This window comes from Geodermatophilus sp. SYSU D00663, assembly GCF_054050655.1.
The window spans coordinates 89235-113130 of sequence record NZ_JBJGZT010000006.1 but is presented as its reverse complement, the minus strand read 5'-3'; the positions used below and the strand labels follow the sequence as shown (position 1 = coordinate 113130).

24 protein-coding genes, 1 pseudogene and 1 riboswitch are annotated in these 23896 nt (G+C 77.8%); of the genes and pseudogenes, 13 read left to right on the top strand and 12 right to left on the bottom strand.

Annotated features, from left to right (window positions below; all coding sequences use genetic code 11):
- Window positions 1–16: 16 nt before the first annotated feature.
- Window positions 17–976 carry a nucleoside hydrolase gene (locus ACI79Z_RS06535; protein ID WP_387988706.1) on the bottom strand — a complete coding sequence of 320 codons (960 nt, stop codon included), beginning with the start codon at window positions 974–976 and terminating at the stop codon, window positions 17–19.
- Between the two features lie 43 nt (window positions 977–1019).
- Window positions 1020–2372, bottom strand: a complete 1353-nt coding sequence (locus tag ACI79Z_RS06530; RefSeq protein WP_456902100.1) for an APC family permease — start codon at window positions 2370–2372, stop codon at window positions 1020–1022.
- A 349-nt stretch (window positions 2373–2721) separates the two neighbouring features.
- On the opposite strand from ACI79Z_RS06530, the gene ACI79Z_RS06525 reads away from it, so the two are divergent.
- Window positions 2722–3594 carry a hypothetical protein gene (locus tag ACI79Z_RS06525; protein ID WP_456902099.1) on the top strand — a complete coding sequence of 291 codons (873 nt, stop codon included), beginning with the start codon at window positions 2722–2724 and terminating at the stop codon, window positions 3592–3594.
- A gap of 879 nt (window positions 3595–4473) precedes the next feature.
- On the top strand, window positions 4474–6498 hold the full coding sequence (locus ACI79Z_RS06520; protein ID WP_456902098.1) for a SpoIIE family protein phosphatase: 2025 nt from the start codon (window positions 4474–4476) through the stop codon (window positions 6496–6498).
- 69 nt (window positions 6499–6567) lie between these two features.
- On the opposite strand, the gene ACI79Z_RS06515 is transcribed toward ACI79Z_RS06520, so the two are convergent.
- Entirely contained in the window at window positions 6568–6993 is a 426-nt protein-coding gene (locus tag ACI79Z_RS06515; RefSeq protein WP_387991349.1) for an ATP-binding protein, read from the bottom strand.
- A gap of 338 nt (window positions 6994–7331) precedes the next feature.
- On the opposite strand from ACI79Z_RS06515, the pseudogene ACI79Z_RS06510 reads away from it, so the two are divergent.
- A pseudogene (locus ACI79Z_RS06510) lies at window positions 7332–7607 on the top strand (solute carrier family 23 protein); the annotation flags it as partial.
- Between the two features lie 108 nt (window positions 7608–7715).
- Here ACI79Z_RS06510 and ACI79Z_RS06505 read toward each other — a convergent pair.
- Genes ACI79Z_RS06505 through ACI79Z_RS06485 form a run of 5 tightly spaced genes read right to left on the bottom strand, consistent with a single transcriptional unit; the run spans window position 7716 to window position 11791 of the window.
- The gene (locus tag ACI79Z_RS06505; protein ID WP_387991346.1) at window positions 7716–8297 is read right to left on the bottom strand and encodes a thiamine phosphate synthase; all 582 of its coding nucleotides are present in this window, start codon (window positions 8295–8297) and stop codon (window positions 7716–7718) included.
- Window positions 8294–9148, bottom strand: a complete 855-nt coding sequence (locus ACI79Z_RS06500) for a thiazole synthase (RefSeq protein ID WP_456902097.1) — start codon at window positions 9146–9148, stop codon at window positions 8294–8296. The genes ACI79Z_RS06505 and ACI79Z_RS06500 overlap by 4 nt, the downstream gene beginning before the upstream one ends.
- Window positions 9149–9349 (bottom strand): sulfur carrier protein ThiS, encoded by a 201-nt coding sequence (gene thiS / locus ACI79Z_RS06495; protein ID WP_387991343.1) that lies wholly within the window; start codon window positions 9347–9349, stop codon window positions 9149–9151.
- A 1-nt stretch (window position 9350) separates the two neighbouring features.
- Window positions 9351–10463, bottom strand: a complete 1113-nt coding sequence (gene thiO, locus ACI79Z_RS06490) for a glycine oxidase ThiO (RefSeq protein WP_387991340.1) — start codon at window positions 10461–10463, stop codon at window positions 9351–9353.
- Complete coding sequence (locus ACI79Z_RS06485; protein WP_387991338.1) at window positions 10460–11791, bottom strand: purine-cytosine permease family protein; 1332 nt, start codon at window positions 11789–11791, stop codon at window positions 10460–10462. Before ACI79Z_RS06485 ends, thiO begins: the two co-directional genes overlap by 4 nt.
- Window positions 11792–11925: 134 nt before the next feature.
- Between ACI79Z_RS06485 and ACI79Z_RS06480 the strand changes: the two genes are divergently transcribed.
- The 7 genes from ACI79Z_RS06480 (at window position 11926) to ACI79Z_RS06450 (ending at window position 17183) form a co-directional block, all read left to right on the top strand.
- A complete protein-coding gene (locus ACI79Z_RS06480; RefSeq protein WP_387991335.1) occupies window positions 11926–12507 on the top strand; it encodes a thiaminase II/PqqC family protein in 582 nt (193 codons plus the stop codon).
- Window positions 12504–13139 (top strand): TenA family protein, encoded by a 636-nt coding sequence (locus tag ACI79Z_RS06475; RefSeq protein ID WP_387991332.1) that lies wholly within the window; start codon window positions 12504–12506, stop codon window positions 13137–13139. The genes ACI79Z_RS06480 and ACI79Z_RS06475 overlap by 4 nt, the downstream gene beginning before the upstream one ends.
- A riboswitch (TPP riboswitch) is annotated at window positions 13132–13228 on the top strand. Its footprint overlaps the gene before it by 8 nt.
- Complete coding sequence (gene thiM / locus ACI79Z_RS06470; RefSeq protein WP_456902096.1) at window positions 13221–14006, top strand: hydroxyethylthiazole kinase; 786 nt, start codon at window positions 13221–13223, stop codon at window positions 14004–14006. It overlaps the preceding riboswitch by 8 nt.
- Window positions 14003–14638: a thiamine phosphate synthase gene (gene thiE, locus ACI79Z_RS06465; RefSeq protein ID WP_456902095.1), complete on the top strand. Its 636-nt coding sequence runs from the start codon at window positions 14003–14005 to the stop codon at window positions 14636–14638. Before thiM ends, thiE begins: the two co-directional genes overlap by 4 nt.
- A 20-nt stretch (window positions 14639–14658) precedes the next feature.
- Window positions 14659–15465: a bifunctional hydroxymethylpyrimidine kinase/phosphomethylpyrimidine kinase gene (gene thiD, locus ACI79Z_RS06460; protein ID WP_456902094.1), complete on the top strand. Its 807-nt coding sequence runs from the start codon at window positions 14659–14661 to the stop codon at window positions 15463–15465.
- A 49-nt stretch (window positions 15466–15514) separates the two neighbouring features.
- Window positions 15515–16516: a GNAT family N-acetyltransferase gene (locus ACI79Z_RS06455; protein ID WP_456902093.1), complete on the top strand. Its 1002-nt coding sequence runs from the start codon at window positions 15515–15517 to the stop codon at window positions 16514–16516.
- 31 nt (window positions 16517–16547) lie between these two features.
- On the top strand, window positions 16548–17183 hold the full coding sequence (locus ACI79Z_RS06450; protein ID WP_456902092.1) for a class I SAM-dependent methyltransferase: 636 nt from the start codon (window positions 16548–16550) through the stop codon (window positions 17181–17183).
- A 342-nt stretch (window positions 17184–17525) separates the two neighbouring features.
- Here the strand turns inward: ACI79Z_RS06450 and ACI79Z_RS06445 are convergent, their stop codons facing one another.
- The 3 genes from ACI79Z_RS06445 to ACI79Z_RS06435 all read right to left on the bottom strand — a co-directional run bounded on the left by ACI79Z_RS06445 (window position 17526) and on the right by ACI79Z_RS06435 (window position 21267).
- Window positions 17526–18818, bottom strand: a complete 1293-nt coding sequence (locus tag ACI79Z_RS06445) for an Nramp family divalent metal transporter (protein ID WP_456902091.1) — start codon at window positions 18816–18818, stop codon at window positions 17526–17528.
- A 112-nt stretch (window positions 18819–18930) separates the two neighbouring features.
- Window positions 18931–19656, bottom strand: coding sequence for a Mut7-C RNAse domain-containing protein (locus tag ACI79Z_RS06440; protein ID WP_387991312.1), 726 nt, complete (start codon window positions 19654–19656; stop codon window positions 18931–18933).
- 150 nt (window positions 19657–19806) lie between these two features.
- A complete protein-coding gene (locus tag ACI79Z_RS06435) occupies window positions 19807–21267 on the bottom strand; it encodes an aminotransferase class I/II-fold pyridoxal phosphate-dependent enzyme (RefSeq protein WP_456902090.1) in 1461 nt (486 codons plus the stop codon).
- A 120-nt stretch (window positions 21268–21387) separates the two neighbouring features.
- Between ACI79Z_RS06435 and ACI79Z_RS06430 the strand changes: the two genes are divergently transcribed.
- The 3 genes from ACI79Z_RS06430 (at window position 21388) to ACI79Z_RS06420 (ending at window position 23377) form a co-directional block, all read left to right on the top strand.
- Window positions 21388–21900, top strand: coding sequence for a VOC family protein (locus ACI79Z_RS06430; RefSeq protein ID WP_387991307.1), 513 nt, complete (start codon window positions 21388–21390; stop codon window positions 21898–21900).
- A 75-nt stretch (window positions 21901–21975) separates the two neighbouring features.
- Window positions 21976–22779, top strand: a complete 804-nt coding sequence (locus ACI79Z_RS06425; RefSeq protein ID WP_456902089.1) for an SDR family NAD(P)-dependent oxidoreductase — start codon at window positions 21976–21978, stop codon at window positions 22777–22779.
- Window positions 22780–22801: 22 nt separating this feature from the next.
- Window positions 22802–23377, top strand: a complete 576-nt coding sequence (locus ACI79Z_RS06420) for a GNAT family N-acetyltransferase (protein ID WP_387991301.1) — start codon at window positions 22802–22804, stop codon at window positions 23375–23377.
- On the opposite strand, the gene ACI79Z_RS06415 is transcribed toward ACI79Z_RS06420, so the two are convergent.
- Window positions 23361–23795, bottom strand: coding sequence for a rhodanese-like domain-containing protein (locus ACI79Z_RS06415; protein ID WP_387991298.1), 435 nt, complete (start codon window positions 23793–23795; stop codon window positions 23361–23363). The two genes, ACI79Z_RS06420 and ACI79Z_RS06415, sit on opposite strands and share 17 nt — an antisense overlap.
- Window positions 23796–23896 lie beyond the last annotated feature (101 nt).

Genomic DNA, 23896 nt, shown 5'->3' with positions numbered 1-23896 from the left:
GGCCCGCCGGCGCGGCTCAGCCCACCCGCGTCGCCAGGTCGGCCAGCCGGCTGACCAGGAACTCCACGGCGGCCGGGCTGTCCACGGTCTCGGCGACGTCGACCGCGGTGGGGGAGTCCGACACCGTCCTGCGGTCGACCAGCGTCTGCCCGCGGGCCGGCCCCAGGGTGGTGTCGACGACGACGTCGCGGCGGACGGTGCCCAGCGTGCCCGGCACGATCGCCTCGGTGAGCGCCAGCGCGTCGTGCACCACCACGCCGGTCGTGCCGTAGGAGGTGCGGGCGTGGTCCAGGTACTGCTGCAGGATCGCCGCCGCCGTCTTCCCGACCGGCCCGGCCGAAGCGAACCGGGCGACGCCGTCCTCGTCGAGGACCGTGGGCAGCGTGACGTCGAGGCCGACGAGCACGGTGGGCACCGTCGAGCCGAGCACCCGCGCCGCGGCCTCCGGGTCGGACCACACGTTGAACTCCGCGGCGGCGGTGACGTTGCCGCCGCGGGCGGCCGAGCCGCCCATGAGCACCAGCCGGTCGATCCGCTCCGCCGCCTCGGGGTAGGTGGCCAGCAGCAGCGCGACGTTGGTCCACGGCCCGATCGCGGCCACCGTCACCGGCTCCTCCGACGCCAGGAGCAGCTCGGCGAGCGCGACGACGGCCGGGCGGGGGTCGACGGCGGCCGGGGAGGGCGGGAGGTCGACGCCGCCGAGGCCCGTGGCGCCGTGGACGTGCCCGGCGCGCTCGGGCTGGGGGAACACCAGCGAGTCGGTGGCGCCCGCGGCCACGGGGACGTCGGAGCGGCCGGCCAGGTGCAGCACCCGCAGCGCGTTCTCGGTGGTCTGCGCGAGGGACACGTTGCCGTGCGTGGTGGTGACCAGGCGGAGGTCGACCTCGGGGCTGGCCAGCGCCAGCAGGATCGCCAGCGCGTCGTCGATGCCGGGGTCGGTGTCGATCACCAGGGGCCGCGGTGCGGGAGGAGCCACCCGGCCATCCTCGCAACCGGGCCCGGGTGCGCCTGCGCCGCGGTCAGCTCCCGGCCCGGCGCCGCGGCAGCGCGGTCACCAGGTACAGCACCACCCCGACGGCGAGCAGGACGCCGGCGAACGCCCAGGTCCGGGCCTCCTGGCGCCACAGCAGCACCAGGCACGAGGCGATGCCGAGCACCGGCACCACCAGCGGCACCCGGAAGTGCGGGGCGTCGACCCGGTCGCGGCGCAGCACGAGCACCGCGGCGTTGGTGCTGACGAAGACGAACAGCAGCAGGAGCACCACCGTGTTGGCCAGCGTGGCCAGGTCCCCGGCCAGGCTCAAGCCCATGGCCACCAGCGTGGTGACGGCGATGGCCACCCACGGCGTCCGGCGGCGCGGCAGCACCCGGCCGAGGACCGCCGGCAGCAGGCGCTGCTCGGCCAGCCCGTAGGCCATCCGGCTGGCCATGATCATCGTGAGCAGGGCGCCGTTGGCGACGGCGACCAGGGCGACGACGCTGAACAGCTCGTCGGGGATGCCGGCGTCGGCGGCGCGGACCACCTCGAGCAGCGGCCCGGTGGAGCCGGCGAGCTCCGCGGGCGGGAGGACGACCGCGGCGGCCAGCCCGACCAGCACGTAGACGACGCCCGCGGTGAGCAGCGCCCCGAACAGCGCCCGCGGGTAGACCCGCCGCACGTCGCGGACCTCCTCGGCGACGTTGGCCGACGTCTCGAACCCGACGAACGAGTAGTAGGCGAGCAGCGCCGCCGACAGCACCGCCGTCGCCGCCGACACCCCGGGCGGGAACTCCACGACCCGGCCCGGGTCGCCGTCGCCGCGCCCGAGGACCACCGCCCCGAGGACGACGACGAGGACCAGGCCCGAGGTCTCCACCAGCGTCATGACCAGGTTGGCGCGCAGGGACTCCCGGATGCCGCGGGCGTTGAGCAGCGCCACCACCAGCAGGAACACCAGGGCGGCCGGGGCGGCGGGCACGTCGAGGAAGACGGTCAGGTAGTCACCGGCGAAGGCCACCGCCAGGCCCGCGGCGCTGGTGACGCCGGCGGCGAGCATGCAGAAGCCGACGAGGAAGGCGACCACCGGGGAGCGGAACGCCCGCTCCGCGAACACCGCCGAGCCGCCGGCCCGCGGGTACTTCGTGACCAGCTCGGCGTAGGACCCCGCGGTGAGCAGTGCCAGCAGCAGGGCGACCAGCAGCGGCACCCAGATCGCGCCGCCGACCTCCGCGGACACCTCGCCGACCAGCGCGTAGACACCGGCGCCCAGGACGTCCCCGAGGATGAACAGGTAGAGCAGCGGCCCGGTGACGGCGCGGCGCAGCCTCGTGTCCGGCTCGTCCGTGCTGCCCGGCGTCCGGTCGGGTGCCGCCGTCGCGGCCCGCTCGCTCACCGGTCGAGTCTCGGCAGGGCCGCACCCCACCGGCAACCGGACCACACCGTCCGGGGACGCGGGGGACGGGCCGGGGACACGCCCCGACACGCCGGGCGCGCCGGGGCGTGTCCCGGCGTGACCGGAGGCCCCGCAGGGGCTCTCCACGCTCGCGGGCCGTCGACGGGTCGACAAGTGATCGTCGGCAGCGCCGGGTGACCAACGCGCTGGTCAGGGCGTCACAACGGTTGCGTCACGGGGTCTCCAGGACGTGTCCCGACGAGCCGTCCGCGAGGCCCGCCGTCCCTACGGTTCTCCCTGTCCGCAGCACCTTCCCCGGCTGCGGACCAAGACCCCTCAGGAGGACGGCATGGCGATCGACCGGGCACCCGCCCCGTCGTCGGCGACCCTGCCGGACGACCTGTCCCTGGCCGGCCTGTTCGGCCTGCTCGACCGGGCGCACGAGCTGCCGCGGCGGTCCCGGCCGCGCCGCGCGGTGACGACCCGCTCGCCGGGCGCCCCCCGCGCGCTGCGCCCGCTGCCGGTGGCCCGCCCGGTGCCCGTGCCCCGGCCTCGCCCCGTCCCGCCGGCCGCGGCCCCGGCGGCCGAGGCGGCCCCGGCGGCCGAGGCGGCCCCGGCCCCGGTGACCCCGGCCCTGGTGACCCCGGCCCTGGTGACCCCGGCCCCGGTGACCCCGGCCCCCGCGGCCGGCCCCCGCTGGCGCGCGCGGCTTCGGGCCTCGGTCCGGCGGCTGGCCATGTGGGGTGCCGGCCCGGACGGCGCCCACGCCGCCTGGCCGACCGCGCCCGTCGTCGTCCCGCCGGCCGGTCCCGGCCTGGTCCGGCGGCTGGCGCTCTGGGGCGCCGGCCCCGACGGCGCGCACCTGGCCTGGGGCCGGCCCCGCCCGGCCGTCCCGGCCGTCCCGCGGCCTCGCGTCCCGGACGGTCCCGTGGTGCTCACCGAGCTGCCGAGCACCCCCACGATCCGGCCCGCGGCGTCTTCCCCCGCCGCGGCGTCGCTCCCGGCCGGCGCCGGCCGGCCGGTCCCGCCCCGTCCCGCCGCCCCCCGCTCCGCGGGTCCGGCGCTGGCCCCGGCCGGCTGGCCGGCGCGGCCCGCCACCGGGCGGCCGACGGCGCGGGCGCCCGACCCGCCGCGCACCGCCGGTGCGGTGCGCACCCGGGGCGACCCGGGCGGGCACCCGGCGCGGGGTTCGCCCCGGCCACCCCCACCGGCTCCCGGCTGATCCGCAGCGCGCCCCCTCCCCGGGGACGCGCGTCCGCCCCTCGTCGACGTGCTCGACGGGCCCGGCCGCCCCCTTCCCCCCCGCGGGTGGCCGGACCGCCGGCCCGCTCCCCGAGCAGATCCACCCCCGGCCGACCACGGCCGCCCCTGGCCTCCACCGCGGCACCCCGCCGCCGGGCAGACCCCTCCGCACGACGATCCGGCCTCGACCCCCCGCCGACTCACCCACCGGGTGCAGCGCGCGGACCCTCCAGGGAGGCCCCGGACCGCACCGCGAGCGGCGCCCGGCAGCGGGAGTCCACCCGCCGCCCGACAGACGCTCCCGCACGACGATCCGGCCTCGACCGCCCGCCGACCCACCGACCCGGTGCAGCGCGCGGACCCTCCCGGGAGGCCCGGACGAGCGCGGCGCGGCCTGTCCGGCGACGGTCGCCGCGGCGGGAGGACCGGGTCCCGCCGGTACCCGGCGGGGGACGACCCGCCCCGTCGTCCCCCCGGGTCTCTGACCGAGCGCGACCCGGCCAGGCAGGCGCCCGGCCCGCCGGAGGAGGTGGACGCCCGCGGGACCCGGTCACGGTCACGGCCCGGCGCCGCGAGGAGGACGGTGGACGCGGCCCCGCTCGGGGCGCGCCGCGACGAGACGACACGACGGGCGCTCCCGGGCGGCCCGGACCGGCACCGCCGCCGGCCCGCGCCGCCGGGAGCGCCCGTCCCGCGCGTCGGCACGCGGTGTCGACTTTGGCACACCGGTTGTCCTCCCCGCCCCGGCATGGGAGAAAGGACGGGGACCACCGCTCCCCCACCGAATGGACTCCCGCTTCCCGTGACCGTCCCCGAGCAGCGTCCGGGGCCATCGGGAGCGACAGACCGCCCGCTGTCCGTGCTGCCCGACGACCCCGACTTCGCCCGGCTGCGCTTCGAGCTGGCCATCGACGCCGCCGGCATCGGCAGCTTCGACTGGGACCTCGAGACCGGCCGGCTCGCCTGGGACGACCAGCTGGTGGCGATCTTCGGCCTCGAGGCCGACGGCTTCGGCGGGACGATCGAGTCCTTCGCCGAGCGCCTGCACCCCGACGACCGGGACCGCACCCTCGCCGCGCTGCAGGAGGCGATCGACACCGTCGGCGCCTACGACGCCGAGTTCCGCGTCGTGCTGCCCTCCGGGGAGACCCGGTGGGTGCAGGGCCGCGGCCGCGCGCTGGCCGACGACCGCGGGCGGGCGGTGCGGCTGCTCGGCGCCGGCATCGACACCACCGACCGGCACGAGGGCGACGCCCGGGTGTCCCGGGTCCTCGAGACGATGCGGTCGGCGTTCTTCGCCCTCGACCGCGAGTGGCGCTTCACCTACGTCAACGCCGAGGCCGAGCGGGTGCTGCACCGCGGCCGCGACGAGCTCCTCGGCGGGGACATCTGGGAGCTGTTCCCCGCCGCCGTCGGCAGCGACTTCGAGGTCAGCTACCGGGCGGCCATGGAGGGTGGCGAGGAGCGGGTCTTCGAGGCCTACTACCCGCCGCCGCTGGACGCCTGGTACGAGGTCCGCGCCTGGCCCGGTCCCGACGGGCTGTCGGTCTACTTCCTCGACGTCACCGAGCGCCGCGCCGCCGAGCAGCGGGCCCGGGACAGCGCCGCCCGGCTGTCGCTGGTCGCCGAGGTCAGCGCGCTCATGTCGGCGTGGCTGGGCTCCGGCGGCGCCCAGGAGCCGGCGCTGCAGCGGGTCGCCGAGGCCGTCGTCCCCGTGCTCGGCGACTGGGCGATCCTCACGCTGTCCGCCGGCGAGGACGGCCGGATGCGCGACGTGGCGAGCTGGCACCGCGACCCGGCGCTGCGGGCGGCCGCGTCGGCCTACGCCGACCTGCGGCTGGCGTCGATCCCCCCCGACGCGCCCGTGCTGCGGGCGCTGCACTCCGGCCGGCTGCTCACCGTCGACGACGTCCCGGCGGCCATCCGCCCCACGCTGCCCGAGGGCGAGGTGCGCGAGGTCTTCGACGCCCTCGCCCCGCGGACGGCGGTCACCCTGCCGCTGCTGGCCCGCGGGCGCACGCTCGGCGCGCTGAGCGTCTACCGCGGCGCCGACCGGCCGGCCGCCCGCGCCGAGGAGGTCGCCGCCGCCCGCGAGGTCGCCGACCGCGTCGCCCTGGCGCTGGACAACGCCCGGCTGTTCGACCAGCAGCGGCGGCTGGCCGAGGCCCTGCAGCGCAGCATGCTCACCGCGCCGCCGCAGCCCGACCACGCCGAGATCGTCGTCCGCTACCAGCCGGCGGTGGAGGCCGCCCAGGTCGGCGGCGACTGGTACGACGCGTTCCTCCAGCCCGACGGGGCGACCGTGCTGGTCATCGGCGACGTCGTCGGGCACGACACCGAGGCCGCGGCGACGATGGGCCAGCTGCGCGGCATGCTGCGCGGCATCGCCTACCGCGGCGACGTCCCGCCCGACGCCGTCCTGGCCGAGCTCGACGCCGCCGTCGACGCGCTGGGCATGCGGACGATGGCCACCGCGGTGGTCGCCCGCGTCGAGCAGACACCGGAGCAGCGTGCCGCCGGGACGACGACGCTGCGCTGGTCCAACGCCGGGCACCCGCCGCCGCTGCTGCTCACCCCCGACGGCGAGGTGCACACCCTGGGCACCGAGCGCGGCCAGCTCATGCTCGGCGTCGACCCGGGCGCCCGGCGCAGCTCGGCCGCGGTGGAGGTCCCCCGCGGTTCGACGCTGCTGCTCTACACCGACGGGCTGGTCGAGGGCCGCGACCTGCTGCTCGACGACGGGATCGGCCTGCTGGGGACCGCGCTGGCCCGCCTCGCCGACCTCCCGCTCGAGCGGCTCGGCGACGCGCTGCTCGCCCGGCTGCGCCCGGAGGGCCTCCAGGACGACGTCGCCCTGGTCGCCATGCGCCTGCACCCCCAGTAGGAGGACCCTCCTGCGCCCTACCGCTCGCAGGCCCGCGGCGGGCCCCTGCAGGAGGGCCGTTCCGTCACCTCACCTGGGAGGGAGCACCGCCCAGACGGTCTTGGTGCCGTCGTCCGCGTACCAGCCGTGCGCCGTCGACAGCTCGGCGATGAGGTAGAGCCCCAGGCCGCCCTCGGAGGGGTCGCGGTCGACCGCCGGGGTGGGCGGAGTGCCGGCGGCGCCGTCGGACACCGCGACCAGGAAGGCGTCCCCGGTGTGGCGCACCACCGCCTCGACCGCGCCGCCGCCGTGGCGCAGCGCGTTGGAGGCCATCTCGTCGAGCACGAGGACCAGCCGGTCGCGCACGTCCGGGGAGCCGGGCGCCACGTGCGACCGCCGTAGCTCGTCGCGCACCCGGGGCAGCTCGGCGACGTCGGACAGCTCCCAGGACAGGCCGTCCCCGGCGGGCGGGGGTGACGCCGACGGCCAGGCAGGACCGGCCGTTCCGCGTGTCACCCCGTGCGCTCCTCGTGTCGGCGCCCGGTCGTGGACGCGAAGTCGAACACCTGCGTATGGCTCGCGCGACGGTCCCGTAAACCCGGCTGCGACCAGCGTCACAGGCGCGGAGTGCGGAACGGCACCGCCACGTCGCCGACACGGCTCCGGAACACGGGGCCGGGAGTCCCTCCGGCGTACCGACGAACCCGGCCGAGGAGCACCCGGCTGGCCCTCCCCTCCCCGGGGGGGGGGCCCCCCCCCCCCCCCCCCCCCCCCCCCCCCCCCCCCCCCCCCCCCCCCCCCCCCCCCCCCCCCCCCCCCCCCCCCCCCCCCCCCCCCCGCGCCCGCCGACCCCGATGGCCCGGCCGCCGTGGAACGTCGCCGTCCCGCTGGGACTGCAGCACGTCCTGGCCATGTCCACCTCGAACCTGGCGCTGGTGCTGGTCGGCCGCTCGCTGCTGCCGCAGGTCGCCGCCGTCCTCGCCGCCGTCCCGCCCGCGGTGCTCGGCGGCGGGGTGCTCGTCCTGTTCGGCATGGTCTGCGCGATCGGCGTCCAGATGCTGGCCAGGGACGGCCTGGACACCCGCTCGCTGCTCGTGGTCGCGCTGTCGCTCGCGCTCGGCCGCGGCATCGCCTCGGTGCCCGGGGCGCTGGACCGGGTCACCGGGCAGTGGGGCGCGCTGTTCGACTCGCGCATCGTCGTCGGGGCCGTCGGTGCTCCCCGGCCGGCCGGGGGCACGTCAGGCGGCGGCGAGCGCGGCGCAGTAGGCGGCGACGACGGCGGGGTCGCGCATCACCGGCCCCATCACCGCCACGCCGGACGCCCCGGCGGCGAGGCAGCCCGCCACGTCGCCGGGGCGCACGCCGCCCAGCGCCAGCACCGGCGGGGCGCCGGGGGCCAGCGCCGCGAGGCCGGCGGTGCCCAGCGCCGGCCCGTAGCCGGGCTTGGAGGCGGTGGGCGCGACGGGGGACAGGGTCACCCAGTCGCAGCCCTCGGCCGCCGCCCGCCCGAGCTCCGCCGCCGAGTGGCAGGAGCGGCCCAGCAGCGGCGGGCGGGCGGCGGGGACCGGGTCGGCGGCGGACAGGTGCACCGCCACCCCCGCCGGCGCCCCGGTCGCGCCGCCCCACACGAGCAGCCCGCCCACCGGGTCGAGCACCGCCCGCAGTTCGCGGGCCAGCTCCGCCCGCTCGGGCAGTGGCAGGTCCTTGTCCCGCAGCAGCACCGCCCGGGCACCGGCCGCCACGGCGTCCGCGACCACCTCGGGGAGCGGGCCGCGCGCCTGCGTCCGGTCCGTGACGACGAGCAGGCGGGGGACGGTCACAGCGCGGGCAGCCCCTCGAATGGCGTCGACGCCTCGGCGTGCCAGCGGCGCGGGATGCGCCCGGCCAGCTTCGCCAGCCGGCCGGCCTCCACCGCCTGCCGCATCGCCAGCGCCATCCGCTCGGGGTCGCGGGCGCGGGTGACCGCGGTGGCCAGCAGCACCGCGTCGCAGCCCAGCTCCATGGCCAGCGCGGCGTCCGAGGCGGTGCCGATGCCGGCGTCGAGGACCAGCGGCACGTCGACGGCCTCCCGCAGCAGCGCGATGGCGTGCGGGTTGCGGATGCCCAGGCCGCTGCCGATCGGCGAGCCCAGCGGCATGACCGCGGCGCAGCCGGCGTCGGCCAGGCGGCGGCCCAGCACCGGGTCGTCGGTCGTGTAGGCGAGCACGGTGAAGCCCTCGGCGACCAGCTGCTCGGCGGCGTCCAGCAGCTCGACGGCGTCGGGGAGCAGGGTGACGTCGTCGCCGATGACCTCGAGCTTCACCCAGTCGGTGCCGAACGCCTCGCGGCCCAGCCGGGCGGTGCGCACCGCCTCGCGGGCGGTCCTGCAGCCGGCGGTGTTGGGCAGCAGCCGGACGCCGGCCCGGTCGAGCACCTGCACCATCGAGCCGGCTGCCCCTCCTGCCCCGGCGACCGCCTCGACCCGCCGCAGCGCCACGGTCACGACCTGGGTGCCCGAGGCGCGCACCGCGGCCTCGAGCGCCTCCAGGCTGGGCACCCCGCCGGTGCCGAGCAGCAGCCGGGAGCCGAACGTCTCACCGCCCAGCTCGAACGGGTCGGCGGCGTCGTCCGGGCCTCCGTGCAGGGTCCCACCGCGAGCCTGCGAGTGGTGCGGGGGAAGGGGGTCCTTCACTCATCCTCCTGCGGTCGGGGCGAGCACCTCGACGGCGTCGCCGGGGGCCAGCCGGGTCGCCGCCCAGCTGCTGCGGGGCACGACGTCGCCGTTGCGGGCGACGGCCACGCGGTCGTGACCCGCGGCGCGCTGGGCCACGAGGTCGGCCACGGTGGCGTCGTCGGCCAGGTCGGCCGGGGCGCCGTTGACGGTCAGCTGCACGTCAGTCCCTCCGGAAGCGGTCGGCGGTGAACGGGGCAGCCACCGCGGGCAGGGCGCCGGTGACCAGCAGCTCGGCGGTGGCCTCGGCGGTCACCGGGGTGAGCAGGACGCCGTTGCGGTGGTGCCCGGTGGCCAGCACCAGCCCGGGCAGCGACGACGGGCCGAGCAGCGGCGCGTTGTCCGGCGTCCCCGGCCGCCAGCGGGCCAGCGTCTCGGTGAGCTCCAGCTCCGATACCTCCGGGACGACGTCGATCGCGTCGTGCAGCAGGTCGTGCACGCCGCCGGCGGTGACCCGGGCGTCGAACCCGCGGTCCTCGCTGGTGGCGCCCACGACCAGCCGGTCGCCGGCGTAGGGGACGAGGTAGACGGGCCGGCCGCGGACCAGGGCGCGCACGGTGCCCTCGAGCAGCCCGGCCGCGCCGGCCAGCCGCAGGACCTGGCCCTTGACCGGGCGGACCGGCAGCGGCGGGACGCCCGGGACCTGCCCGCTGCGCGCGCCGAGCGCGAGCACCGTGGCGCCGGCGGCCAGCAGGTCCCCCGTCGCCAGCCGCAGGCCGGCCGCCCGTCCGCCGTCGACGACGACCGCCGCCACCCGGTCGCGCAGCAGGGTCACCCCGGCCGACGCCGCCGCGGCCAGCAGCGCGGCGTGCACCGCCCGCCCGTCCACCGAGTGGTCGCCCTCGACCAGCAGCCCGCCGCGCACGCGGGTCGCCAGCGCCGGCTCGCGGCGGCGGGCCTCGCGCGGGGTCAGCCGCCGCGCGGCCAGGCCGAGCTCGTCCTGGAAGGCGTGCAGCGCGTCGAGCTCGCGGACGTCGTCCTCGTCGAACCCGACCACCAGCGTGCCGGCGGTGCGCAGCCCGACCGGCGTCCCGGCGGCGGCCTCGAGCTCCGCGGCGAACGCCGGCCAGCGGGCGAGGGAGTCCAGGCCCAGCCGCAGCAGCGGCTCCTCGCGGTAGCCGGCCTCGGTGACCGGCGCGAGCATCCCGGCCGCCGCGGCGGAGGCGCCGGTGCCCGGGGCGTCGTCGACGACGGTCACCGACAGCCCGCGGCGGGCGGCCCGCCAGGCCACCGCGAGCCCGACCAGGCCGCCTCCCGCGACGGCGACGTCGGTCACCGCCGGTGGCCCGCCAGGACGAGCGGCGCGGTGAGGACGACGGCCACGGCGAGCCCGACCAGCGACGCCGACCAGCCGTTGGCCGGGTCGATGCCGAGGTCGGCCTGCCGCGCGCTCCACCACGCCGTCCAGCCCGCCCCCGGGCCGGGGAAGTACGTGGGCAGGGTCAGCTGGTAGGCGACGAACCCCGCGGCCCACGGCAGCAGGAACAGCGGCCGGGCGGGCGCGGTGTCGGAGGTGTCCCAGCGCCCGCGCGGGGTGAGCCAGTAGGCCACGATCAGCACCCCGGCCAGCGGCACGAACACCGCGCCGATGAGGAAGAGGAACGGCTCGTAGGCGGCGACGTCGAAGGTCAGCGCGAGCAGCGTCGCGACCGCACCCACGGCGACGGCGAGCACCCGCCGGTCCAGCCGCGCGACGACGTTCTGCGCCGACACCGCCGTCGAGTAGAGGTTGGCGAACGCCTCGTCGAGCTCGACCGCGACCAGCACGAGCACCGCGACGGCGCCCAGCGGGACGGCCAGCAGCGCGCCGATGACGTCGATGCCCGCGCTGCCGTAGGCGGCCAGCGCCAGCACGCCGAGGGTGAACATGACGACGGTGGCGGCGCCGTAGCCCACCGCCGACCCGACACCGGCGGCGCGGGCGCTGCGGGCGTGGCGGGTGTAGTCGGCGGCCAGCGGCAGCCAGGACACCGGCAGCGCGATGACGATGTCCGCGGCGGTCCAGAACGACGTCGCCCCGCCGCCCTCCAGCGGCGGCAGCGGCTCGGCCAGCACCTGGACGAACAGGTAGGCGACGGCGGCCAGCGCGGCCCAGACGGCGTACCGGGCGAGCACCCGCACGACACCGAGGGGCCGCAGCGCCATCGCGGTGGCCAGCACCCCGGCGGCGACGACGAACGGCCAGCGCGGCGCGTCCAGCACCCGAGCGGCGGCCTCGGCGATGACCACGATCTCGAACGTCGCCCAGCCGACGCACTGCACGAGGTTGAACGCCGTCGGCAGCCAGGAGGTGCGCCGGCCGAGCAGCCCGCGCAGCAACACCATCCCGGGCACGCCCTCCCGCGCGCCGGCGGCGGCCACCAGCCCGAGCAGCGCCGACCCGAGCACCGCGCCGACGACGACCGCGGCGAGCGTGACCGCCAGCGACCGCCCCGGCAGGACGACGAACACCGCCGCCACCGGCAGCAGCAGGCTGACGCCGAGGTTCGCCCACAGGCCGAGGTTGGCGGCCGGGCCCAGCGTGCGCGGCGGCGCCTGGTCGAGGGTCAGGGGTGCGTCCGAGGTACGGACAGCGTCGGTACGGACAGGGTCCGAGGTGCTCACGGCCGCTCCCTACGCCGGCATTACCCGGTCAGGTTCCAGCGGTCGGCGGCGCGCTCAGCCGCCCTCTCAGCCCGGTTGCCCCGAGCTCCCGCACATGGCGGCGCCACCATAGCCACCCCGTAGGGTCGGGCGCCGTGCCGGTCGCCGACCTGCTCGTCCGCCACGCCGACGCCTGGGGCCGAGCCACCCGCCACCCGTTCCTCGACGCCGTCCGCGACGGCACGCTGCCACCCGCCGCCTTCGACACCTGGCTGGTGCAGGACGCGTACTTCGTCGCCGACCTGCTGCGCTTCCAGGCGCGGCTGCTCGCCCGGGCGCCCCGCGCGGCGCAGGGGGTGCTCGCCGCCGGTTGCGTCGCGCTGGTCGCGGAGCTGGACTGGTTCGGCGAGCAGGCCACCGCCCGCGGGCTGGACCTCGACGCCCCGCAGCTGCCGGCCACCATCGCCTACGGGGACCTGCTGTACCGGCTCGACGCCGCCGACCTGCCCACCGCGCTCACCGCGCTGTGGACCGTCGAGCGGACCTACCTCGACGCGTGGTCGGCCGCCCGGCCCGGCGCGGAGCCGTACCGGGAGTTCGTCGAGCACTGGACGGCGCCGGGCTTCGCCGAGTACGTGGCCGGGCTGGAGGCGGTGGCCGGCGGGGCGCCCGACTCCGTCTTCCTCGAGGTGGTCGCGGCGGAGACCGCGTTCTGGCAGATGGCGCTGGACGCGTGACCCTCGCGGCGGACCTCTGGGCGGGCAGCGCCGACCTCGCCGCCGCCGCGCGGGAGCACCCGTTCGTCACCGGGATCGCCGACGGCACGCTGCCGCGCGAGCGGTTCGCCGGGTACGTCGCCCAGGACGCGTTCTTCCTCGAGGCCTTCGCCCGCGCGTACGCGCTCGGGGTGGCGCACAGCCGCGACCGGGCGACGCTGGAGTCCTTCGCCGACCTGCTGGCCGGCGTCCGCGAGGAGCTGCGGCTGCACGACGGCTACGCCGCCCGCTGGGGCATCGACCTGGCCGCCGTGCGGCCCGCCCCGGCGACGCTCGCCTACACCGAGTTCCTGCTGGCCACGGCCGCGCTCGGCGACGTCGGCGAGGTGGCTGCGGCGATGACGCCGTGCATGCGGCTCTACGCGCACCTCGGCCAGGCGCTGGTTCCACGTGCAACAGGGCCGTACCGGGAGTGGGTCGACACCTACGCCGACCCCGGCTTCGAGGAGCTCGCCGCCACGCTCGAGGCGCTGCTGGACCGGCTGGCCGCCGGCACCCCGGCCGTGCGCCGGGCCTACCGGCGGGCGATGGAGCTCGAGGTGGCCTTCTTCGACAGCGCCTGGCGGCCCGGGGGTAGCGTCGGCGGGCAGTGACTCGGGGTGTCCGCCGTCCGGCGGGCTGAGAACACACCCGTCGAACCTGTCCAGGTCATGCTGGCGAAGGGATGTCACGGCGTGGATGCCGCTGCTCTGACCGCTGCCCGTCAGGCCCTGACGGGCGCCGCACCGCTGGTGCACTGCCTGACCAACACCGTCGTGCAGACGCTGACGGCGAACGCGCTGCTCGCCGTCGGCGCGGCCCCGGCGATGGTCGACGAGCCGCTGGAGGCCGAGGGCTTCGCCGCGGTGGCCTCGGCGGTGCTGGTGAACGTCGGCACCGTGAACCAGCGCACCGCGCAGGCGATGCGGCTGGCGGCCCGCTCGGCCGCGGCCGCCGGCACGCCGTGGGTGCTCGACCCGGTCGCCGTCGGCGCGCTGCCCTACCGCACCGAGCTCGCCGCCGAGCTGCTGGAGGCGCGCCCGGCCGTCGTCCGCGGCAACGCCTCCGAGGTCATGGCGCTGGCCGGCGCCGGAAGCGGCGGCCGCGGCGTCGACTCCACGAACGAGGCCGACGAGGCGCTCGACGCCGCCGTCGCGCTGGCCGGGCGCACCGGGGGAGTGGTCGCCGTCAGCGGCGAGGTCGACGTCGTCACCGACGGGACCCGGACCGTCCGGGTGGGCGGCGGCTCGGTGCTGCTCACCCGCACCACCGGCGCCGGCTGCGCGCTGGGCGCGGTGGTCGCCGCCTACGTCGCGGCGACCGGCGACCCGCTGACCGGCGCGGTCGCCGGGCACGCGCACGTGGCGCTCGCCGCCGAGGCCGCGGCCGCCGTCGCCGGCGGGCCGGGGACCTTCGCGCCGCTGTGGCTCGACGCGCTCGACGCGGTCACCGACCTGTCCGCCGCGCGGGTGGACCCGTGAGGCCGGCGTTCGACCCCACGCTCTACCTGGTCACCGACACGGCGCTGGCCGGGCCCCGGGGCGTGCCCGACGTCGTCCGGGCGGCGGTGGCCGGCGGGGTGACCGCGGTGCAGGTCCGGGACAAGACGGCGTCGTGCCGGCAGCTGTACGCGCTGACGCTGTCGGTCAAGGAGGTCCTGGCCGGCACGGGCGTGGCGCTGTTCGTCAACGACGACGTCGAGGTCGCGCTGATGGCCGGCGCCGACGGCGTGCACGTCGGGCAGGACGACACGCCGGCCGCCGAGGTCCGCGCGCGGATCGGCCCCGACCGGCTGCTCGGGCTCTCGGCCGGGTCCGGCGAGGAGCTCGCCGTCGCGCTGGCGCTGCCGCCGGGCACCGTCGACGTCGTCGGCATCGGGCCGGTGTGGTCCACCCCCACCAAGCCGGACGCGGGCACCGGCCTGGGGCCGGAGCGGGTGGCGGCGCTGGCGGCGGAGGCGGCGGCCGGCGGGCTCCGGTCGGTGGCGATCGGCGGCATCGACGTCGAGCGGGCGCCGCTGGTCACCGGCGTCGACGGGATCTGCGTCGTCTCGGCGGTGTGCGCCGCGCCCGACCCGGCCGCCGCGGCGCGGGCCCTGCGGGCGGCCCGGTGACCGGCCGGGCGGGGGTGCCCGTGGCGCTGACCGTCGCCGGCAGCGACCCCAGCGGCGGCGCCGGCATCCAGGCCGACCTCAAGACGTTCAGCGCGCTCGGCGTCTACGGCACCGCCGTCCTCACCGCGCTGACCGCGCAGAACACCCGCGGCGTCACCGGCGTGCACCCCGTGCCCGGCGCGTTCGTGGGCGAGCAGGTCCGCACCCTGCTCGACGACGTGACCGTGCACGCGGCCAAGACCGGCATGCTCGGCACCGCCGACGTCGTCCGGGCGGTCGCCGCGGCCCTGGCCGGTCGCGCCGCCGGGCCGCTCGTCGTCGACCCGGTCATGGTCGCCACCAGCGGCGACCGGCTGGTCGACGACGACGCGATCGCCGCCGTCCGCACGGAGCTGCTGCCGGTGGCCGAGCTGGTCACCCCGAACGTGCCCGAGGCGGCCGCGCTGCTGGACACCGCGCCCGCGACCTCGGTTGACGAGCTCGCCGCCCAGGCGGAGGCGCTGCTGGAGCTCGGGCCCGGCGCGGTGCTGGCCAAGGGCGGGCACCTCGGCGGGGCGGAGAGCGTCGACGTCCTGGCCACCGCCGACGGCGTCGTCGTCACCCGGCGGCCGCGGGTCGACACCACCGCCACCCACGGCACCGGCTGCACGCTGTCCTCGGCGATCGCGGCGCTGGTGGCCCGCGGCGTCGGCGGGCCGGGGCGCTGGGAGCCGGTGGTCGAGCAGGCCCGCGACTTCCTGCAGCGGGCGCTGCAGGCGGGGGAGTCGCTGGGCATCGGCTCCGGCCACGGCCCGGTGCACCACTTCGCCGGTACCTGGCCCGCCTGAGCCCCGCCGCCCGCGGGAATCCCGTTGCGCCCCCCGATAGGACGGACGGGTGGAGATCGTGCGGACCGGCCCCGACGACGCCCGGTTCGCCGCCTGGTGCGGGGTCTGGGCGGCGGCGCAGCGCGCCGACCGTCCCGGCGAGGCCCCGCGGCCGGCGAGCGACCACGTCGCGCTGGGCCGGCGGCTGACCACCCCGGGCGGCGCGCTGCGGGGCACCCACCGGGCCGCGGTCGCCGACGGCGCCGTCGTCGGCGCCCTGCGCCTGCTGCTGCCGGTGCGCGACAACACCTCGGTGGCGTACGTCGACGTCGCCGTGCATCCCGCCGCCCGCCGGCGCGGCGTCGGCACCGCGCTGCTGGCGGAGGCGGCGCGGCTGGCCGCGGCGGCCGGGCGCTCGTCGCTGGTGGCCGAGGTCGACGAGCCCGGGCCGGGCACGGCCGGCCGCGCCTTCGCGCAGGCGCACGGGTGGACCTGCGGCCTGCAGGAGATCCGCCGCGACCTGCTGCTGCCCGTGGACGAGGACCGGCTGGCGGCCCTGGAGGCCGGGGCGGCCGCCGCGAGCGCCGGCTACGAGGTGCTCACCTGGCGGGACCGGACGCCGGACAGGCTGCTCGAGGACCGGGCGCTGCTCGGCCGCCGGATGTCGACGGACGCACCGAGCGGGGACGTGCCGGTCGGCGAGGAGGACTGGGACGCCGCCCGGGTCCGGGAGCAGGAGACCGTCGTCCTGGACCGCGGCCGCACCGTCCTGTCCGCCGGCGCGGTTCGGGACGGCCGGCTGGTCGCCTTCACCGAGCTGCACGTGCCGCTCGCGCAGCCCGAGCGCGCCCACCAAGGCGCCACCCTGGTCCTGCGCGAGCACCGCGGCCACCGCCTCGGCGCCCGCGTGAAGACCGCGGTCCTGCGCGAGCTCGCCGCGACGCTGCCCGAGGTCCGGCGGATCAGCACGTACAACTCCGACACCAACCGGCCGATGGTCGCGGTCAACGAGGCGCTCGGCTTCGTGCGCGCCGGCGGGCTGTCCACCTGGTCGACGCGCCTGCCCGCTTGACGCGGTCCCGGCGTCGCCGGGACCGTGCCGCATGGCGACCGATCGCCCCCGCCCCGTCTTCAGCCGCTGCTACAACCGGGTGAGCCGGCGCCTCGAGGAGGCCGGCATGGCCGACCTGCGCCGCGAGCTGCTCGCCGGGCTGACCGGCGTGGTGGTCGAGGTCGGGTGCGGCAACGGGCTGAACTTCCGCCACTACCCGCCGGCGGTCACCCGCGTCGTCGCGGTGGAGCCCGAGCCGCGGCTGCGGGCCGCGGCCGAGCGGGCGGCGGGGACGGCCGGTGTCGCCGTCGAGGTGCACGCCGGCACGGCCGACGCGCTGCCGCTGCCCGACGGCGCGGCCGATGCCGCGGTGCTGTGCCTGGTGTTGTGCAGCATCCGGGAGCGGGCGGGGGCGCTCGGCGAGCTGCGCCGGGTGCTGGGTGCCGGCGGGGAGCTGCGGTTCCTCGAGCACACCGTCGCCGAGGACCGGCGGCTGCGGCGGGTGCAGCGCCTGGTCGACGCCACCGTCTGGCCGCTGTTCGCGGGGGGCTGCCACACCGCCACCGACCAGGTCGCCGACATCGAGCGCGCAGGCTTCACGGTGCGGCGGGTGCGGCGCTTCGACTTCCCGCCCGCGCGCGTCCGGGTGCCGGCCAGCCCGCACGTGCTGGGGACGGCGGTCGCCTGATCAGTCCCCGGCGCGCGGGCCGGACAGCCGGTCCAGCCGGTGGCCGACGACGGCCAGGGCGTCCCCGACCGCCGACGACGTCCGGGCCACCGCCGACCTCGCCGCCGCCCGCTCCTGACCCGTCGCGCCTGACCGGACCCGCTGGTTGACTCGGCGGATGGTCTCGCCGATCCCAGAACCGGAACCGGTCATCGACCCGACGGAGCCGGTCCCCGACGACCCGGGCGAGCTGCTCCCCGACGCGCCGGAGCCCCTGCCGCCGGCGCCGGTCGAGCCGACGCCGGACGATCCCGGCGGTGACCCCGGCGGGGTCCCGGAACCCGCCTGAGGCCCGCGGCCGGCTCAGAGGACCAGGCCCACCAGCAGGTGGGCGTTGAGGCCGATGATCAGCAGGGCGACCACCGAACCCGCCACCGTGGTCACGCGCCGGTTCACCCAGCCGCCCATGAGGTCGCGGCGGCTGGTCAGCCACAGCAGCGGCACCAGCGCGAACGGGATCCCGAAGCTGAGCACGACCTGCGACCAGACCAGCGCGGTGGTGGGGTCGCCGCCGAGGACGAGCACGGCCAGCGCCGGGGCGAGGGTGACCAGCCGGCGGACGAGCACCGGGACGTGCCGCTTGAGGAACCCGGCCATCACGACCTGCCCGGCGTGCGTGCCGACCGAGGAGGAGGCGAACCCGCTGGCCAGCAGCGCGACGGCGAAGGCCAGCGCCGCGCCGGCGCCGAGCTGGTCGCCCAGGCCCGCGTGCACGCTCTCCAGCGACGCGATGCCGTCGTCGGCGGTGAACAGCTGCGCGGCGATGACCAGCATCGCCGCGTTGACCAGCCCGGCCAGCCCCATGGCCACCAGGACGTCGATCCGCTGGGCCCGCAGCAGCCGGCGCCGTCCCTGCTCGGTCCGGCCCGCGGTGACGACGTCGCCGTAGCGGCCCGGGGTCAGCGCGGAGTGCACGTAGATGACGTGCGGCATGACCGTGGCGCCGAGGATGCCCGCGGCCAGCACCAGGCTCTCCGGGCCGTCGAAGGAGGGCACCATGCCGCCGGCCAGCCCGCCGACGTCGATCCCCGACCCGACCAGCGTGTAGGCGAACCCGGCGCCGATGACCAGCAGCAGCCCGGTGATGACCCGCTCGAACGGCCGGTGCCCCCGCGACTGGGCGCCGAGCAGGACGAAGGCGACGACGGCGGTGATGACCCCGCCGATCGGCAGCGGCACGCCGAACAGCAGGTTCAGCGCCACCGCGCCGCCGACGATCTCGGCGAGGTCGGTGGCGATGGCGACCGCCTCGGCCTGCAGCCACAGCCCCCAGGTGACCGGCCTCGGCAGCCGCTCCCGGCAGTTGGTGGCGAGGTCGCGGCCGGTGGCCAGGCCCAGCTTGGCGGTGAGGCTCTGGATGAGCATCGCCATGAGGTTGGCCGCGACGATCACCCACAGCAGCGTGTAGCCGAACGAGGCGCCGCCGGAGAAGTTGGTGGCGAAGTTGCCCGGGTCGACGTAGGCGACGGCGGCGACGAAGGCCGGGCCGAGCAGCGGCCAGACGCGCCGGCGCCCGGTGGCGGCCGGCGGGGGCGTCCTGGGGGTGCCGACGAGCGTCGTCGGCAGGACGGCGGCCTCGGTCTTCGACAGGTACACGGGGGCCTCGCAGGGGACGGGACGGGGGTTCCTGCCCCCCGCTCTGCCCGCCCCGGGTGTCACGGTGGGGCCAGGACGTGGCCCCCGCGGGCCGAGGTGAGGCTGTCCTGGGTCAGCCGGCGGTGAGCCGCCGCGCGCGCTCGACGAGGGCGTCGATCCGGCGGGCGTGCGCTCCGCGCCAGTAGACGCGGCCGCAGTCCGGGCAGCGGGAGAAGTCGGTCGCGGTGCGCCGGGTGCCCGGCTCCAGCTCGCCGGCCACCGCGGCGGCGTCGACGGCGACCGGCACGCCGTTGCAGGCCGGGCAGCGGGTGAGCGGTGCGAGCGGCGGGCGGAAGCGGTCGAGGACGTCGGCGAGCTGCTCGTCGGGCGCCGCGCCGCGCACCCAGGCGCCCGCCGCCAGCGCGCGGCGCATGAGCAGCCCGCGGTCCTGGGTGAGCAGCACCCGGTCCTCGGCGACGGCGGCCGCGACCAGCTCGGCGTCGTCGGCGTCCGGGGCGCGGGCCTCCGGCGACCACGCGGCGTCCAGGCCCAGCAGCCGCATCCGCCGGGCCAGGGCGCCCAGCCCGACGTCGAGCAGGAAGCCCCCGGGCGGCACCGGCTGGGGCCGGGGGACGGGACGGACGACGACGGTCGCGCCCGGCGGCGGCCGCGCGTCCCGGGACAGGGGGACGCCGTCGACGAGCAGCTCGCCCACCTCGGTCAGCGGGACGCCGGCGGCCTGCACCAGGTGGCCCGCGGTCGCGTCGGGGTCGGCGGCGAGCACCCGCCGGCCCGACGCCCGGTCCCGCGCCGGCAGCAGCGGGCGCAGGGCGTCGTCGACCGCGACCGTGACCGTCACTCGGTGCTCATCCCGCCGCTCCGCGGCCCGTTCGCTCCGCTCCTCGCTCGCCGGCGCTCGCTGCGATGCTCACTCACTCGGTGCTCATCCCGCCGCTCCGCGGCCCGTTCGCTCCGCTCCTCGCTCGCCGGCGCTCGCTGCGGTGCCCACTCACTCGATGACGACCCGCAGGCTCTTCATCGTCGGGTCGGCCGCGTCGGGGACGAGCATCCCGGCCTCGACCCCGCTGGTCAGGTAGTCCAGCGCCTCCTGGCTGACCCGCTCGCCCGGTGCGAGCACCGGCACGCCCGGCGGGTAGGGGCTGATCATCTCCGCGACGACGCGGCCGGCCGCCTCCGCGATCGGCACCTGCTCGACGCGGCCGAAGAAGGCGTCCCGCGGGGTCATGGCGTTCTCCAGCTCCAGGGCGCGCGGCTCGGGCAGGTCGACCCGCGGCGGGCGCTCCATCGAGCCCGCGCCGTCGACGAGCGCGCGCAGCGCCTCGACCAGCGTCGCCTCCGTCGCGTCGTCGTCGGCGTGGGTGAGGCGGGCGCTGATCCGGCAGGCGTCGGCCGAGCCGATGTCGACGTGCCGCTCGGCGCGCAGCCAGTCCCCGGCCTGGTAGCCGGTGATCCCCAGCTCCCGGACGTCGATCGTGAGCACCAGCGGGTCGAGGTCGAAGGCCATCCCGGGGCCGACAACCTCGCGGCCCATGAGGCGGAGGCCCGCCGTGCCCCGGACCGCCTCCGCGACCCGGCCGGCCCGCTCGATCGCCGCGCCCAGCAGCTCGCGGCCGTGCTCGACCATCTGCCGCCGCCAGCCGTCGAGGGTCAGGTAGACCAGCGCCGAGGAGCTCGTCGTCCCCAGCAGGTCCTCGCGCTGCTTGAGCACGTCGGGGTCCACCCGGTCGCCGCGGAGGTGGAAGACCGACGACTGCTCGACCGCCCCGCCCATCTTGTGCACGCTCGTGACCACGACGTCGGCGCCGGCGTCCATGCCCCAGGCCGGCAGGTCGGGGTGGAAGGGCAGGTGGGCGCCCCAGGCCTCGTCCACGATCAGCGGCAGGTCCCGCCCGTGCAGCACCTCGGCGACGCCGGCGACGTCGGCGCAGGTGCCCCAGTCGGTCGGGGTGATCAGCAGCATGCCCTTGGCCTCGGGGTGGGCGTCGAGCGCGCGCCGGACGTCCTCGGGCTCCGGCGGGTGGGCCAGCTGCCGCTCGGCGTCGAAGTGCGGGTGCACCCAGACCGGCCGGATGCCGCTGATGATCAGCCCCGCGACCACCGACTTGTGCGCGTTGCGGCTGACCAGCATGGTCTCGCCCGGCCCGGCCACGGAGATCATCGCGCTCTTGACCGACAGCGAGCTGCCGCAGGTGGAGAAGAACGCCCGGTCGGCGTCGACGGCGTCAGCCATGAGGTCCTCGGCCTGGGTGACCACGCCCTGCGACTCCCGCCGGTCGTCGAGCCCGTTGAGCGACAGGACGTCGCTGCGGAAGACGTCGGCACCGACGACCTCCAGCACCCGCGGGTCCACGCCGCGGCCCTGCTTGTGCCCCGGCGGGCCGTAGACGACGTCGCCGCGTCGGCGGAACTCCTGCAGGGCCTCGAGGACGGGTGCGCGTGAGTGGTCCATGCCGGGCCCCCTACCCCGTCGTCCCGCCGCGCAACTGCTTGAACGTTCATCGATCCCCGCGCACACTGGGTGCGCACCTCCGCGGAGGTGCACCCGTCCTCCCCGCACCAGGAGCCCGCGATGCCGGTCCAGCGCCTCAACCACGCCGTCCTCCACGTCCGCGACGTCGAGCGCAGCACCGCCTTCTACCGCGACGTGCTCGGCTTCCGGGTCAAGGCGGAGATCCCCGGCCGGGCGGTGTTCCTGCAGGCCGAGGCGTCGACCAACGACCACGACCTCGGCCTGTTCGCCGCCGGGGCCGGCGCCGGGCCGTCGCAGGCCGGCCGCTCGACCGTCGGGCTGTACCACCTGGCCTGGGAGGTGGACACGCTCGCCGAGCTGGCCCGGGTCCGCGACGCCCTGGCCGCCGCCGGGGCCCTGGTCGGCGCCTCCGACCACGCCACCACCAAGGCCCTCTACGCCCAGGACCCCGACGGCCTGGAGTTCGAGGTCTCCTGGCTGCTCCCCGCCGACCGGGTCACCGACGACGTCCGCGCGCAGGCCATGACGACCCGCCCGCTGGACCTCGACGCCGAGATCGCCCGCCACGGCGCCGACACCCGCGGCGGGATCGGGGTCTCCGTCGCGGTCTGAGCGGATGGGTCGGTCCCCGCCGGACCGGGCATGACCGGGGCGACCGCAGCCCGCGACCGACCCCCGGGAGTCCCCGTGACCCTGCCCACCGACCGCCCCCTCGCCCTCGTCACCGGAGCCTCCAGCGGCATCGGCCTGGAGCTGGCCAGACAGTTCGCCGAGAACGGCTTCGACCTGATCGTCGCGGCCGAGGACGACGAGCTGGACGCCGCCGCCGAGACGCTGCGCGGCCTGGGGGCGCACGTCTCGCCGGTCCGCGCCGACCTGTCGCGGTACGAGGGCTGCGAGCTGCTGGTGGCGGCCGTCCGCGGCGCCGGTCGTCCGCTGGCCGCCGCCGCGCTGAACGCCGGGGTCGGCGTCGGCGGGGCGTTCACCGACACCGACCTGTCGCGGGAGCTGGAGATCGTCGCGCTCAACTGCGGGTCGACGGTGCACGTCGGCAAGGCCGTCGCGCAGGACATGGCCGCCCGTGGTGAGGGCCGGATCCTCATCACCTCGTCGGTGGCCTCGCAGGCGCCCCAGCCCTTCCAGGCCGTCTACGGGGCCAGCAAGGCGTTCACCCAGCACCTGGCGCTGTCGCTGCGCGAGGAGCTGTCCGACCGCGGCGTCAGCGTGACCGCCCTGCTGCCCGGGCCCACCGACACCGAGTTCTTCGACCGCGGCGACCTCACCGACACCCGGCTGGGCGCCACCGACGCCAAGGACGACCCGGCGCAGGTCGCCCGGCAGGGCTTCGAGGGCCTGATGAAGGGCGAGGCGTCGGTGTTCGCCGGGTCGCTGGCCAGCAAGGCGATGGGCCGGCTGTCGGCGATCACGCCGGGCAACGTGGCGGCCAAGCTCAACCGGAAGATGGCCGAGCCGGGCTCCGGGGAGGACTGAGCCCTCCGGCACGATCGGGGGCGTGACCGACGTCGTCCCCGCCCCCGTCGAGGTGCCCGCCGGCCCGCTGCGCCTGCGCCCGTGGCGGGCCGGCGACGCCGGGACCGTCCACGCCGCGCTCACCGACCCGGCCACGACCGTGTGGAGCAACCCGGGCCGGGTGGCAACGCTCGAGGACGCGCGGATCTGGGTGGCCCGCCGCGCCGACTGGAGCAGCGGGCGGATCGCCGCCTGGGCCGTCGTCGACGCCGCCGGCGGCGAGCTGCTCGGCTCGGTCAACCTGCACTCGATCGACCTCGACCAGGGCGACGCCGAGGTGGGCTACTGGACGGTGCCGGCGGCGCGCGGCCGCGGGGTGGCCCCCCGCGCCGTCGACGCCGCGCTGCGCTGGGGCTTCGCCGCGCTGCCGGTCGACCGGGTCGAGCTGGTGCACGCGGTGGAGAACCCGGCGTCGGGCCGGGTGGCGGAGAAGGCCGGGTTCACCTTCGAGGGCCGGCTGCGCCGCTCGTTCCGCTACGGCGACGGCGTCAAGCACGACGAGCTGCTGTGGGCCCGCCTGGCCGACGACGACGTCCCCGACCTCAGCACCCGCAGCTGACCGGCGCGGTCAGCGGGTCGACGTCCGGGCGGGTGAGGCCGTCCGCGGTCTCGACCGGCAGCCCCTCCCGCGCCCAGTACTCGAAGCCGCCGATCATCTCCCGCACCCGGTAGCCGAGCAGCGCCAGCGCCAGCGCCGCGCGGGTGGCCCCGTTGCAGCCGGGGCCCCAGCAGTAGGTGACCACCGGGACGGACCGGTCCAGCTCGGCCTCCGCGCGCGCGGCGACCTCGCGGCCGGGCAGGTGGACGGCGCCGGGCACGTGCCCCTGGTCCCACGCCTCCCCGCTGCGGCTGTCCAGCAGCACGAAGCCCGGCTCACCCGAGCGCAGCGCGGCGTGGACGTCGGACACGTCGGTCTCCACGGTCAGCCGGCGGGCGAAGTGCGCAGCCGCGTCGGCGGGTTCGGTGTTCCAGTCCATGTCCGGGATCGTGCGGCCCGGCCCCCGCCCCGACGAGGCCCGCGCCTGCCACCGGGCGCCGGTTTCCCGCCTTCCGCGCGCGGAAGGCGCCCGGGGGTTGA

Coding starts and splice junctions, on each gene's coding strand:
- ACI79Z_RS06430 (WP_387991307.1), top strand. CDS start 21,388: ATGCCGGTCCAGCGCCTCAACCACGCCGTCCTCCACGTCCGCGACGTC.
- ACI79Z_RS06525 (WP_456902099.1), top strand. CDS start 2,722: ATGGCGATCGACCGGGCACCCGCCCCGTCGTCGGCGACCCTGCCGGAC.
- ACI79Z_RS06415 (WP_387991298.1), bottom strand. CDS start 23,795: ATGGACTGGAACACCGAACCCGCCGACGCGGCTGCGCACTTCGCCCGC.
- ACI79Z_RS06435 (WP_456902090.1), bottom strand. CDS start 21,267: ATGGACCACTCACGCGCACCCGTCCTCGAGGCCCTGCAGGAGTTCCGC.
- ACI79Z_RS06450 (WP_456902092.1), top strand. CDS start 16,548: ATGGCGACCGATCGCCCCCGCCCCGTCTTCAGCCGCTGCTACAACCGG.